The following is a 12,803-nucleotide window of genomic DNA, read 5'->3' as shown; positions in this document are numbered from 1 at the left end:
TGAAGGTGAGGCGAGAAGCTTTCGATTACCACGAAGGAACAATCGAGCCCTTGTAGGTCTTCTCGATGAAGGCCTTGATTTCGGGCGAGCGGAAGGCTTCGACCGCCTTCAGGTAGGCCGGATCCTTTTCAGTGCCCTTCCTCGCCGCAATGATGTTGACGTAGGGACTCGTCTCGGTCGATTCAACGAAGATCGAATCCTTCTGGCTGTTGAGGCCGGCGCTGATCGCGTAGCCCGCATTGATGATCGCGACGTCCGTGTCGTCGAGCGACCGCGGCAGAAGCGCGGCCTCGAGCTCCACGAGCTTGATGCCCTTCGGGTTCGCAATGATGTCGCTGGGCGTCAGCTTCGTCGTCGAAACGCCTTCCTTCAATTTGATCCACCCGAGGCGCGAGAGCTCATAGAGCGCGCGGCCTTCGTTCGTCGGATCGTTCGGAACCGTCACGGTGGCGCCGTCAGGCACCTCATTGACGCTCTTCCAGCGCTTCGAGTAGCCCGCGATCGGCGCGAGATAGGTCTTCGCAATCGCGATCAGGTCGGTGTTGTTCTTGGCGTTGAAGTTGACGAGATAGGGCTCGTGCTGGAAGGCATTGAGGTCGATGTCGCCCTGCGCGAGCGCGGTGTCGACCGCAATGTAGTCGCCGAAGGTCTTCACGTGAATGGTAAGGCCCCTCTTCGCGGCAACGATCGCCACCTGTTCGGCGATCTCTTCGGAAGAACCCGCCGTGACGCCGAGCGTGATTTCCTTCTTTTCCGGAGCTGCGCCGCCGGCGGCGTCGCCGGCCTTATCCCCGCACCCGGCGAGAAGCGCAGAAGCGAAGAGGATGGATAACGTTGAACCAATGAGTGTGCGCCGCTGCATGGGAATCTCCTTGAGAGAGAGAATGGGAGTTCGTGATTGATCCCTGGATTATGGATTGAGCCGGCGGTTCTTACTGCGGGTAAGCACCGCAGGTATTACAACCGAGATCAGATTTCCTCTTGATTTTTCTCTTTCATACAGCGTCTCAACTCAGCTTTCCGGAATCTTTGCTGCGCCATTTTTCGACGCAGACCCCTCTACCATTAAACCTGTGAGAGAAAGAAAGGAGGCTTCCATGAGAAAGCAGAGTCCCGTCAGCAAGGCGCTTGAGCGCATTGTTTTTCACCCCGAAAACCTCAGCATTTCCGTTTTCGGCGTCACGGACGGCATCGCACGGCTCTCGAAGGCGGGCGCCGCGGAGAAGGATATTCTCGTCTTTATCGAAAGCGCTTTGCCGGAGAAGCTGATGTCAGAGAAAAGCAAAGCGGTTCGCGCGGCTGCGGCTGCCGCGGCAGAAGCCTTCCGGGAGAAGATCGGCCTTGAGTCCGTTGACTTTGATAAGGCGGGAAAACTTTCCCGAGCCGCCCGGGCGGCGCTTTTTCTCCTTCGGTACGAGTCGCTTCTGGACGACCTCGACGCCACGCGCAGGAACGGCATGGCTGAGGCCTGGAAAGAGCGTTGTCGCGCAAAGGTCCTGAAGCTCCGCGAGGACGCGCTGATGCTTCCCTTCGATCTTCCGCTCGATTTCTCCGGGCTTCGGCCTCAGGGCGAACGTCTTCCCCAGGTCTGGAAAATCGCCGTCACCGGCGGCAAGAACGAAGATCTCGAACTCGCGCTCGGAATCGCCGAACTCTACGGCGCCCTGGTGCTCAGGGGCGACTGCGATATGAATCCCGGCGGGAAGCCTCTCTTCAAGGCGTCTTCCACCACGGTGCTCATCCGCAGCGACGTCCTTTCTCCGGAGGCGCTTGAAACCCTGATGCTTACGATCGGCATCATCGCCCGGGGGCTTCTCGCCGTTTCCCCCGTCAACGGGATCTCTCCCATCACAGCGGCTGAGCTCAGGCTCTTCCCATGGAAAACGCGGCTTCTTCCAAAAGAAGAATATGAAGGCGATGACGAGGACGACGAGGAGGACAAAGATGAAGAAGATCCGGATGCGCCGTTTTCAGGAAGTCCCTCGGAAACGCTCAATCACGACCCGTTCACGAATCCCATTCGAATTAAGCTCATCGCTCCGGAAAAGTTCGAAACGAAGCCCAGCCTTTTGATGCGCTTCACCAATGTCGGCTACGCTACGCTGCAACTCCGTTTAGCGCTTTCCCTCAACGAAAAATCGGACTTCTGGCCGAGCGTCAACCGCTTCCTCAAAGAATGAGCCGCGCCGCGAAGAGAGTCTTCGCAACGCGGCCCGGACTCCTCGATGAAGCCTCCCGTAGGAGGCTTCTCTCATCGACGATTACTTCGCGGCTTCAGCAGCCGCCTTGCCGGCGATGCGGCCGAAGACGATGATGTCCGTGTAGGCATTGCCGCCCAGGCGGTTCGTGCCGTGCGTGACGCCCGTCACTTCGCCCGCGGCCCAGAGGCCCGGAATCACCTTGCCGTCAGCCGTGAGGGCCTCGGCCTTCTCGTTGATCCGAACGCCGCCCATGGTGTGGTGCACCGAGGGGACGGCCTTGATCACGTAGTACTTGCCCTGGCTCATGTCGACGAGACCTGCACGATGGTGGAAGTCCTTGTCGTTGCCCTTCCCGGCCATGGAGGTGACGCGGTCAACCGTGCCCTTGAGCGATTCGTACGGAATCTTCGTGAAGTCGGCGATGCACTTCAAGTCGTCGCAGGTCTTCATGATGCCCTGCTTCGTGAAGGCATCGTATTCCGTCGGATGTTCCTTGACGGTGTTTGAAACTGCACCGATCTTGTCGTTCCAGAGCACCCAGCAGTAGTTGCCCGTCTGCGCGAGGATGGCTTCGGAGAGCACGTCGCGGCGGCCGAGCTCCTCGACGAAGCGCTTGCCTTCCTGGTTGAGCATGATGGCGCCGTCAAAGCGCGCATCCGCGATCAGCTCGATCACGCCCGAAATCGGGTCGCAGATCGGGTAGGTCTGGATGTACTGCATGTTGACGAGTTCGGCGCCGGCCCGCTGAGCCATGTAGAGGGCTTCACCCGTAGTGCCCGGGGCATCGGTCGTCTTGAAGCGCGAGTCGATCTTCGGGTTGTAGTGCTCGACCATCTTCGGGTTCGCGCCGAAGCCGCCCGTCGCGAGAACTACGCCGCCCTTCGCATTGAAGGTGTATTCGGCGCCGTCCATCGTGGCCTTGACGCCCACAACGCGGCCGTCCTTATCCTTGATGAGCTCCTCGGCCTTCATGTTGGTGATGACCGGGATGCCGAGTTCATCGGCCTTCGCCTGGAACTTCGAAATGAATTCCGTGCCGGTATGGCCCACCGGGATCAGAGCGCGCTTGCGGCTGTGGCCGCCGAAGAAGAAGAGGTTGTCGGGCTCGAAGCGCACGCCGAGGTAGTCGCGGCACCAGAGCGCAGCGTCAAGGGCATTGCCCGTCATGACGTTGATCACCTTCATGTCGCCCTTCTTGTCGCCGCCGAGGTACGTGTCCTTTGCGTGGAGTTCAGGCGAATCGTCCGTGATGCCGAGAACGGGCTGAACCCAGTTCTTTGCAGCATTCATTTCGGCGCCCGAAATGAGGGAGTTGCCGCCGACGGCAGGCATCTTTTCAAGAAGCACAACGGAAGCGCCCGCGTTCTTCGCTTCAATGGCGGCCGAGAACCCCGCGCCGCCCGCGCCGATCACAACAACATCATAGGTCGCGTTCTTCGGGAGGTCCTTCGCAACCTTCTTCAGCGCCTTCTGATCGGCCTTGCCGAGCGTCACGCCCGCCTTTTTAGCCGCATCCGCCACAGCGGCGAGGAGCCCCTTCGATGTGAAGGTGGCGCCCGAGATCACATCAACATCAACGGAATTCGTTGCCTGAACATGATCCTTCAGATCCGTGTAGACCTTCTTCGCGAGAACCGGGTTTTCCTGTTCCTTAACAACCTTGATGTTCTGGATCTTGCCGTTGTCGAAAGTCACGGCAACCGTCACGTCGCCGTGCTTGCCCACACCGGTCCCTTCGGTCGTCACCGGAGCCGCAGAGGCTGCAGCGGCAAAGATCGAGCAGACGATGCCGGCGATCAGCTGAATTTTCATATCTCTCTCCTTATTGAATGAGTCGACTTCCAGAGTCTGACCCGAAAAGCCATATCTGATTCCGTACGTCCGGGAGAGGTCTGCCGCCTTTTCCCGGAGGTCAGATATGGCGTGATGACTTCCTTATAGTCCTTCATCACGGGAATCGGGAAAATACGACATATTTCTTGAGAGAGATCAATAAATTGGAGATCATTGATACGTGAAAACCCGAGTTTTTTAGAAAGACTTTCGCACGCAATGCGTTCGAGCAGAAGGACGCAGGCCTTTGCGACTAATCCTCAGCGAAGAATGCAAACAGGTTCTCCCTTACCTACATATCTTCCATGCCGTAGGCCTCGCAGCGCACGTCATATTTCCGGTATTCAGGATTCTGCGAGAGGAACGCAAACGACTTTTGCTTCAGAAGATCCAGGTCGATATTCGATTTGCGGCGCTTGACCTCTCCAAAAAGAACCTCTTTGTCAAAGGGGTTGATCGCCACGATGTCGATTTCATTCTCTCCTTTGAGAGACGCATCCCACCAGGGACCAACTTCGGTGAAATTGCCGCTTTCCCAAAGCTTTGTCCGGAACCAGCGCTCAAGCACGTGGCGTCCGGTGTAGTCAGGAAGCTCGTCGAGAATTTTCCTCTCCAGACGGGCAGTGCTTCCCTGCTGAATCAGGCCGAGATTCGGATAAATGAATCGGAACCAGAAATGCAGGTAGTCGTCAGCCATCACAAAGCGGAAGTTCCTGGAGTTCTTCTGCCGTCCGACCGGATTCTCCCGCTTGATGAGATGGAAATAGTCCTCGAGCTTAAAGAGTTGTCCGCTGATATCAGACGGGAAAGCCGAGACCAGCTCCTGACGCTTGGTTTTTCCTGCCGCAATGCGCTCCAGAATGCAGAAATACACACTGTAGTCCCGGCGAAATTCCGTTCTGAGCAGCCTATCGCCCTCAGTCGTAAAGAACGAATCCGGTTCTATTGCATACGAAATCATCTCCTCAATTGTAAATTTCCGGGCTTCCATCAAAAGTTCAAGGTACTTGGGGACGCCGCCCGCCAGCGTATAGAGCGTGAGGAGCTCTTCCGGACGCCAGTCGGCGTGGTAGTCCGTCAAAATTCCTTTAATGACATCTGTCGGAAAAGGCTGAAGAATGAGCTTTGCGCTCGCGCGTCCGAAAAGCGGCGCATTTGTTCCTTCCGTGATCTCTCTCATCGCGCTCGCCACCGAGCCCGTGAGAACCAGGAGCATCCTGGAGCGCTTTCTCCATTTGTCCCACAGGCGCTGCAGGTCGCTCATAAAGGAAGGCGCAACTGAAGCGCAATTCTGAAATTCATCGATCACAAGCACCAGGGGCGTGCTCGCGGAGCGCTGCAGCAGAAATTCCATCAGTTCTGCGAATGTTGCGAAGTTGACCGGCAGCCCATCCATGCCGAGGAACCCTGCGTTGTCTCGCCAGAACGCTTCAAGATTGGCGGCCTCGGTCTTTTCGCTGCTGATGAAGAAGAAAAGATACTTCAAGGCCGATTCTGAGAACGCGCGATTGCAAAGCGTTGTCTTCCCGATGCGTCGACGGCCGGTCAGGACCAGCATTCGACTGCAGTCGCCGGCAGCCTGCTCCGACATTTTCGACAAGACATCAAGCTCGCGCTTGCGCTCATAGAAAGGAAAAGGCATGGGTTCGATGAGTTCCCCCAAAAAAATTATGGCTGTAAGCTTATGCTTGTAAGCTTACAGCCATAATTAAATTTTATCCATAAAGAACAATCATCTAATTTAATCCGCCCTTCATGGTCAGTTGCGGATCTTCCAGCCTTTCGTAAGCAGAATCACTGCCAGCGCCATTGTCGCGAGCGCCGTGACGCCGACAATCACAAGGCTCCCCCAGGGATTGATGTCGCCGGTGCCGAAAAAGCCCGACCGGAAGCCGTCGACGAGGTAGAAGAAGGGATTGAGCTTGCTCGCCGCCTGCCACACGGGCGGAAGCGACTCAACGGAATAGAAGACGCCAGAGAGGAAGGTGAGCGGCATCACCACGAAATTCATCACCGCCCCCATCTGGTCGTACTTTTCCGCCCAGAGCGCGGTGATGAGACCGAGCGAGGCCATGATCATGGAGCCGAAGAACGCAAAGGAGAGAATGAGGAGCGGCTCCTTCACGGGAGGTGCCGCCCAGAGCGCGCAGAAGAGATAGAGCCCCGCGCCCGCTAGCATCGAACGCACGAAGCTCGCGCAGATGTAGGCGGCGGCAACAGCCGGTCCCGGAATGGAAGGGAGCAGGATGAAGACGAGGTTCCCGGAAATCTTCGACTGAATGAAGGAGCTCGCCGTATTGGAAAAGGCGTTCTGAAGCACCGTCATCATGATGAGGCCCGGGATGATGAAGGCCGTATAGGAGACGCCCTCATAAACCGGAAGGTGCTTCGAGAGCGCCTCGCCGAAGACAACGAGGTAGAGCCCGCCCGTAAGCACGGGCGCAAGAATGGTGTGAAGCCACACCTTCATGAAGCGGACGACTTCCTTGAGGAAAAGCGTGCGAAACGGTATCCACATTTGATCAGGCTCCCGTGAGCGCAAGGAACACATCCTCGAGGTCGGGCTGTCCGACCGTGAGGTTTTCAATTCGAACGCCGGCGGCGCGAAGCGCCTCGAGCTTCGCGAGCGCATCATCGGCGTCGGCAAGCCTCAGCGCAATGTCTGCGCCGTGCCGCCGCATGAGGTCGCCTTCGAGCGACTTTGGAAATTCGCCCTCAAGAATCCTGCAGCGGAGCACCCGGCCGTCAAAGCGCGAAAGGAGCGCTTCCGTGCGGTCGAGCGCCACGACCTCTCCCTTCTTCATGATGGCGATCCGCCCGCAGAGCGACTGCGCTTCCGCGAGATAGTGCGTGGTGAGGATGATCGTCCGGCCCTCGTTATGAAGGCGCCCGATGAAGTCCCAGAGGTGCTCGCGAAGTTCAACGTCGACGCCCGCCGTCGGCTCGTCGAGCACGATGACGGGGGGCTTATGAACAAGCGCCTGCGCAACGAGAACGCGCCGCTTCATGCCGCCCGAAAGCGCCCGCATGGAGGCGTCCGCCTTGTCCGCAAGACCGAGGTTGGAAAGGATCTCATCGATCCAGTCGTCGTTCTTTCGAATCCCCCAGTATCCCGACTGAAAGCGCAGTGTCTCGCGCACGGTGAGGAAGGGATCAAACGTGATTTCCTGCGGCACGATCCCGAGCGAAAGAGAAGCTGCACGGCGGTTCTCGCGCACGTCCATGCCTTTCACGAAGATCCTCCCGCCCGTTGGCGTCGCGAGCCCCGCAAGGCACGTGATCAGCGTGGTCTTTCCGGCGCCGTTGGGACCAAGAAGACCGAAGAATTCGCCTTCCTCGACATCAAAGCTCACGCCCCGGAGCGCATGCGTTCCGGAAGCGTAGCGTTTTTCGACGGCATCAAACCGCACGGCAGGGACGCTCACTTTTGGGTTCCTTTCGTTGGAATAGGTGTGGACACTGAATCCGGAAAATCAGATGCTTTAGAAATTCACGCCGAAGACGCTGCGGAAGATTTCCGCGCCCTTCGCGAGATCCAGGCGATCGGGGTGGGTTTCGCTTTCGCGGCGCTTTTCCGCGCGCTCGGGACTCACGACGCCGCCCATCATCTTCGTCATCTTTTCAAACTGTGCGGGATCGATGCGGCCGCGGCAGATGAAGGTCTGCGCGAGCGTATTGTTCTTTCCGGCGGCAGCGAGGCCTTCGGCCGTGCGCTTCATCCAGGCCTGCGAGTCCGGGTCGTTCACGTCGCTTCCCATCGTGGCGAAGCACCCGATGGTCTTGCCTTCAAAGCGTGAAGCAATGGCGCGCATGTCGACGGGCGCCTCCTCGAGGTCGCGCCAATAGCCGAGAAGAACGGGATTAAAAGGCGAGAGATCCTCCGGCAATTCAGAAGGCTTCACGAGAAGCGCTCCAGGGAGCGCATCCGCAATCGCGTGGCCGAGGATCATGGTGTTGCCCGTACGGGAACTGATGACGATAAGGGGTCTGGTCTTTTGCATTTTCGGGTCTTCCCCGGACTTTCTGATCGTCCGGAGCATTACATGGAAGCAAGGGGGAAAAGTAAATACTGAGAGAGGTACCCGTCAGCCGCGCTCGGAAGCCGTTGCGTCAGAGGTGCGCTCTGCATGGACCTTAGCAACCTCAAGGAGCCGCTCGGCAATGGCATCTGAAATCACGTGTTCGAGTTCGCAGGCAATTTTCTCCGACATGGCCTCATCGAGCTCGAGCACCGTGCGGCTGAAGTGCTTCACGGCCGAATAACGCCGAACGATGGCTTCGGCAATGGCGCGGCCCTTGTCCGTGAGGCGAATCGGACTGTAGGGTTCGTAAGTGATGAAGCCTTCCGCTCTCAGCTCGCGAAAGGTAAGCGCAACGGTCGAGCGCGTCACGCCGAGCTGCTCGTTAATACGGCAGGCCCTGGCATGACCGTTTTCCTGTTCCTCAAGGTAGATGTACTTGAGATAGTTCTGGCGCTTGGGCGTGGTGGAGATGCCCTTTTCGGAAGTCTTGACCGGACCGCCGCGCACTTTTTGATTTTGAATCTCAGCCGGCATGCGTTCTCTTCTCCGGGTTTTTCCTCTCTTTTGAATTCTGCCCGAAGACAGAGCCTGTCACTCGTCATTTCAATGAGTGACGACTGAAACAATGTTTGACATTTCTAACATTATACCGATATACTCGCGCCGTTGAGAAGCATTCTCATTTTTATTTCGATTGCGCTTCTCAGAAGTGTTTACTTTTCGCTTTGAGATGCCTCCACCGCAAGGCTTTCCAGGAGCGAGACCTACCCCGCGAGCGGTCAGTCATGATGAATCATCCTTCCGGTGCATCCGCCAAAGCCCCCTCCACCTTCGAGGCTGGAGCGCGAGAAATGAACGAGGCGGTGAAATCCCGTGCACCCGAAGCCTTCTTCGCGAACGCCGAAGATCCCCTTCACAATGCCTTTAAGGCCAAAGCCGCCATCCATTCAGGACCGGGCGGAATGCCCCTTCTCGGCGAGGACGCGAGAAAGCGCCTTCTTGAACTTTCGGAGACGCCCCGCACGGCGAAGTCTCTTGCCTACATCCATGTTCCTTTCTGCGAAACGCGGTGCCTTTACTGCATGTTCTATCAGAACCCCTACAAGGAAGAAGCGGTTCACGAATATGCGAAGAAGCTCGTTCGCGAAATCGAAATGTGGTCGGACAAGGCATCGCAGAAGGCCTACCCCGTCCATGCCGTCTATTTCGGCGGCGGCACCCCGACCGCTTTTGCTCCCGATGACCTTCGTCTCGTTCTCGGCGCCCTGAAGAAGTACCTGCCGCTCGCGAACGACTGCGAAATTACGCTCGAAGGCCGCATCCACAACTTCTCCGACGCCAAGATGGAGGCGGCGCTTGAAGGCGGCGTCAACCGCTTCTCATTGGGCGTTCAGACCTTCAACAGCAAGGTCCGCCAGTCCGTGCAGCGCGTCGACGACCGCGAAACGATTCTGAAGCGCCTCGACAAGCTCTGCTCTTACGACGACTCCGCCGTGGTGCTCGACCTGATCTACGGCTTCCCCGGCCAGACGATGGAGATCTGGGAGGACGACCTGAAAACGGCGGCAAGCCTTCCGCTCGACGGCATCGACTGCTATCAGCTCAACGTCTTTGAAAAGTCGCCGCTTGCGCGCTACATCGCGAACGGGAAGCTCCCTGCCGCCGCCGGTCAGGCGCAGAAAGCCGACATGTTCGCGCGCTCTGTTGAATACCTCACGGACCAGAACTGGCGCCGGCTCTCCAACAACCACTGGGCCAACAGCACCCGCGAACGCAACATCTACAACGCACTGGGAAAGAGCGCCTGCGACTGCCTCGCCTTCGGGTGCGGCGCGGGCGGACGCCTCTTCGGCAACGCCTTCATGATGGAAAGGAAGCTCGCCGACTACTACGCGATCCTCGAAAAGGGCGAAAAGCCCGCGGCCTTCCTCATGGCGCCGAAGCCCAACTGGCACCTCCTGCGCACGATTTCCGCAGACATGGAATCGGGCTCCATCAGCCTCGCCAAAATCAGCCGCGCCTTCGGCAACGTCGATCTCGAAGGCATGGCCGCACCACTCCTCAAGCAGTGGGCTGAAGCGGGCCTCCTCGTCAAGAAGGGCGAGTGGTACTACCAGACCGTTGCCGGCCAGTACTGGCACGTCACGCTCGCGCAGCTCCTCATGAACTGGCTCGAACCCATGCTCCCGGGAGCAGAGCCCGTCGGCATGCCGATGGACATGGGCTCGCCCGACGCGATGAAGCAAATGGGCAAGGGCCCGGTCACGCTCGAGTCGCTCGCCGCCATGATCTCCCGCATTCCCTCAAGCATTCGCGACATGGCCCGCATGATGCCGCGACCGATGCTCATCTCGGCCCTTAAGGACATGCCGCAGGAAAAGCTCGATCACATGGGAACAGGCGTCAAGCGCGAGGATGTTCTTTGCATTCTTGAGGACCTCAAGCCTGAGGAAGTCGATGCGCTTCTCAAGGATCCTATGGGCTTTGCAAAGTCAAAGGCTCAGGCCAAACATCCCGGAGCCCCCGCGCATCTGGCCTGAGGAATCCGGTACCAAACACCCCAAAAAGAAAAACCAAGAAAACTTCTACCACCCGATATCAATCATGAAAGCACAGAAACTTTGCATGCTCGCGAGCGCTCTTTCCGCGGCAATTCTTTCCATGGGTACAGCACAGGCTGCTGATGTCACGACGGAAGACGTCAAGGTGACGGCTAGCCGCGTTGAGAAGGAACTCATGGACGTCAATATGTCCGTTTCGGTTGTCACCGCTGAAGAGATTGCTCGCTCTGAAGCCCGCACGATCGGCGAGCTGCTGAAAGACATCCCCGGCGTTCGCATCAATAATGACGGCGGCCAGGGCATCAAACGCGTCGGCATCCGCGGTGAAAATGCCTTCCACACGCTCGTCATGATTGATGGTCAGAAAATCGCTGAACATAAATCCATGTCCGGCTCGCCGATGCTCATCGACCCGTCCATGGTTGAGCGCATTGAAGTCATCAAGGGACCTGCTTCGGTTCTCTACGGTTCCGACGCCATCGGCGGCGCGATCAACATCATTACCAAGAAGGGGGGTGAAAAAGCCTTCCAGGCGGATGTCTCTCTTGGCGGAGACACCTCTTCAAATGGCTCCCAGGCTTCGGCTTCGCTCTCAGGGCAGGCGAATGGCTGGCACTATCGCCTGGGCGCTGCCTATGAAAAGGGCAACGAGCTCAGCACGCCCGTCGGCGATCTCGATGGAACCGGCTTTGAATCCAAGTCGGCCAATCTTTTCGTTGCTTACGACATCAATGAAAACAATCAGGTCGGCTTCACCGTTGACCATTTTGACCACGAATTCGATTCCATCGACGTAACGAATCCTGGCTTCTACGTACATGTTCCAGAATGGAAGCGTACGAAGTTTGGCATGTTCTCGGAATCGAAGAACATCAACGATTACCTGGTCCGCGTTCGCCTGGATGCCTTCTATCAGAAGAGCAAGAAGGAGATGACGAACTTTGTGCCTGTTCCCAATGTGATCAATACTATGCCGATGGCGGACAATACGATTGACCAGTACGGGTTTTCAGCTCAAACCGACTGGCAGCTCGGCGACAACCATTACCTGATTACCGGCTACGAATTCGAATACGACAAGCTTGACGCCACGTCCACCACGATCACTACGATGATGGCGTTACAACCTTCATATACCTACGACAAACATACCCCTTACAACGGGAATTCTCAGACGCACGCTCTTTTTGCGGCAATGGAATCAACGTATGGCGATTTCATCTTCAATTACGGCGCACGTTACACGTATGTCAAATCGGAGATGGATGCTAACAGTACATATAAGACCTACCATTCCGACGTAAACAATCCGATGATCGGCCAGCATCAAGGCGGCGTTCCAGAACTTGATAGCCATAACGATGCTGAAAAACGACACGACGATAAGGTTGTATTCAATTTCGGCGTACTTTATAACGGCGTTGAAAACACAACATTCCGTGCATCCTGGGCGCAGGGCTTCCGTTCTCCGATTCTTCAGGAGCTCTACATTCCGACGAATATGGGCAGTTCAGGCACAACTTATAACAATCCTGATCTCAAGCCAGAAACGTCCGACAACTTCGAACTTGGTTTCCGCCATGTCAATGGCGGCATTGTCCTTGACGGCGCAGCCTTCCTCAGTCTCTTTGACGATTACATCACTACCGTTAAGAAAGGAAGTGTCAGTCAGTATCAGAACGTTGCGAAAGCGAAGTCTTTTGGTATTGAGCTTGCTGCGAGCTGGAACATCCAGCAGTCCGGCATCGAACCCTATGCCAATCTGACCTGGGTTCGCCGCCAGTATGAAGATGAAGTCGGTTTCAAGACCTACAAGACCGGTACGCCGGAATTCTGGGCGCGCTACGGCGTTCGCTGGAACCGCGACTTCGGCGGCTATCTCCTGCGCACGGATTGGTATGCGCACAGCCAGACGGCCTGCGAATACGAGGAAAACAGCCACAAACAGGACTACCGCCTGGGCGGCGCCACGACTTTCAATCTGACTGCCGGCGTGTCCTTCGGCGCTCAGAAGCAGTACTCGGCTGATTTTGGCTTCTACAACGTCTTCGACAAGAAGTACCAGGATTCGACCTCCATCTACGAGCCCGGCCGCTACGTTGCTGCGAAGTTGAACGCCCGCTTCTAACCAGACACTCATGTCCTGTTGAGTGTTGATCCCAGTCCCTGCGGTTTTCCCGACCGCA

General features: G+C 57.1%; 10 protein-coding genes. 3 read left to right on the top strand and 7 right to left on the bottom strand.

Annotated elements, in window-relative coordinates:
• Positions 1 to 25: 25 nt before the first annotated feature.
• Positions 26 to 862: a MetQ/NlpA family ABC transporter substrate-binding protein gene (locus tag FG381_RS11020; RefSeq protein WP_139688833.1), complete on the bottom strand. Its 837-nt coding sequence runs from the start codon at positions 860 to 862 to the stop codon at positions 26 to 28.
• Positions 863 to 1,097: 235 nt separating this feature from the next.
• Between FG381_RS11020 and FG381_RS11015 the strand changes: the two genes are divergently transcribed.
• The gene (locus FG381_RS11015; protein WP_139688832.1) at positions 1,098 to 2,180 is read left to right on the top strand and encodes a hypothetical protein; all 1,083 of its coding nucleotides are present in this window, start codon (positions 1,098 to 1,100) and stop codon (positions 2,178 to 2,180) included.
• Between the two features lie 81 nt (positions 2,181 to 2,261).
• Here the strand turns inward: FG381_RS11015 and FG381_RS11010 are convergent, their stop codons facing one another.
• The 6 genes from FG381_RS11010 to FG381_RS10985 form a co-directional block, all read right to left on the bottom strand.
• On the bottom strand, positions 2,262 to 4,013 hold the full coding sequence (locus tag FG381_RS11010) for a flavocytochrome c (protein WP_139688831.1): 1,752 nt from the start codon (positions 4,011 to 4,013) through the stop codon (positions 2,262 to 2,264).
• Positions 4,014 to 4,326: 313 nt separating this feature from the next.
• Positions 4,327 to 5,676, bottom strand: a complete 1,350-nt coding sequence (locus FG381_RS11005) for an ATP-binding protein (RefSeq protein ID WP_139688830.1) — start codon at positions 5,674 to 5,676, stop codon at positions 4,327 to 4,329.
• A gap of 117 nt (positions 5,677 to 5,793) precedes the next feature.
• Positions 5,794 to 6,552: an ABC transporter permease gene (locus FG381_RS11000; RefSeq protein WP_139688829.1), complete on the bottom strand. Its 759-nt coding sequence runs from the start codon at positions 6,550 to 6,552 to the stop codon at positions 5,794 to 5,796.
• Positions 6,553 to 6,556: 4 nt separating this feature from the next.
• The gene (locus tag FG381_RS10995; RefSeq protein ID WP_139688828.1) at positions 6,557 to 7,459 is read right to left on the bottom strand and encodes an ABC transporter ATP-binding protein; all 903 of its coding nucleotides are present in this window, start codon (positions 7,457 to 7,459) and stop codon (positions 6,557 to 6,559) included.
• 57 nt (positions 7,460 to 7,516) lie between these two features.
• On the bottom strand, positions 7,517 to 8,035 hold the full coding sequence (locus FG381_RS10990; RefSeq protein ID WP_139688827.1) for a flavodoxin family protein: 519 nt from the start codon (positions 8,033 to 8,035) through the stop codon (positions 7,517 to 7,519).
• Positions 8,036 to 8,119: 84 nt separating this feature from the next.
• Entirely contained in the window at positions 8,120 to 8,590 is a 471-nt protein-coding gene (locus FG381_RS10985) for a metal-dependent transcriptional regulator (protein ID WP_139688826.1), read from the bottom strand.
• 317 nt (positions 8,591 to 8,907) lie between these two features.
• On the opposite strand from FG381_RS10985, the gene hutW reads away from it, so the two are divergent.
• Together hutW and FG381_RS10975 are read left to right on the top strand one after the other, a co-directional pair.
• Positions 8,908 to 10,596, top strand: a complete 1,689-nt coding sequence (gene hutW / locus FG381_RS10980) for a heme anaerobic degradation radical SAM methyltransferase ChuW/HutW (protein ID WP_139689209.1) — start codon at positions 8,908 to 8,910, stop codon at positions 10,594 to 10,596.
• 64 nt (positions 10,597 to 10,660) lie between these two features.
• Positions 10,661 to 12,745, top strand: a complete 2,085-nt coding sequence (locus FG381_RS10975; RefSeq protein ID WP_139688825.1) for a TonB-dependent receptor plug domain-containing protein — start codon at positions 10,661 to 10,663, stop codon at positions 12,743 to 12,745.
• Positions 12,746 to 12,803: the final 58 nt, after the last annotated feature.

This window comes from Sutterella faecalis, assembly GCF_006337085.1.
GTDB classification, from domain to species: Bacteria; Pseudomonadota; Gammaproteobacteria; order Burkholderiales; family Burkholderiaceae_F; genus Sutterella; species Sutterella faecalis.
The sequence above is the reverse complement of the archived record's forward strand: the minus strand, read 5'-3'. Positions and strand labels throughout refer to the sequence as shown.

Coding starts and splice junctions, on each gene's coding strand:
- FG381_RS11020 (WP_139688833.1), bottom strand. CDS start 862: ATGCAGCGGCGCACACTCATTGGTTCAACGTTATCCATCCTCTTCGCT.
- FG381_RS11015 (WP_139688832.1), top strand. CDS start 1,098: ATGAGAAAGCAGAGTCCCGTCAGCAAGGCGCTTGAGCGCATTGTTTTT.
- FG381_RS11010 (WP_139688831.1), bottom strand. CDS start 4,013: ATGAAAATTCAGCTGATCGCCGGCATCGTCTGCTCGATCTTTGCCGCT.
- FG381_RS11005 (WP_139688830.1), bottom strand. CDS start 5,676: ATGCCTTTTCCTTTCTATGAGCGCAAGCGCGAGCTTGATGTCTTGTCG.
- FG381_RS11000 (WP_139688829.1), bottom strand. CDS start 6,552: ATGTGGATACCGTTTCGCACGCTTTTCCTCAAGGAAGTCGTCCGCTTC.
- FG381_RS10990 (WP_139688827.1), bottom strand. CDS start 8,035: ATGCAAAAGACCAGACCCCTTATCGTCATCAGTTCCCGTACGGGCAAC.
- FG381_RS10985 (WP_139688826.1), bottom strand. CDS start 8,590: ATGCCGGCTGAGATTCAAAATCAAAAAGTGCGCGGCGGTCCGGTCAAG.
- hutW (WP_139689209.1), top strand. CDS start 8,908: ATGAACGAGGCGGTGAAATCCCGTGCACCCGAAGCCTTCTTCGCGAAC.
- FG381_RS10975 (WP_139688825.1), top strand. CDS start 10,661: ATGAAAGCACAGAAACTTTGCATGCTCGCGAGCGCTCTTTCCGCGGCA.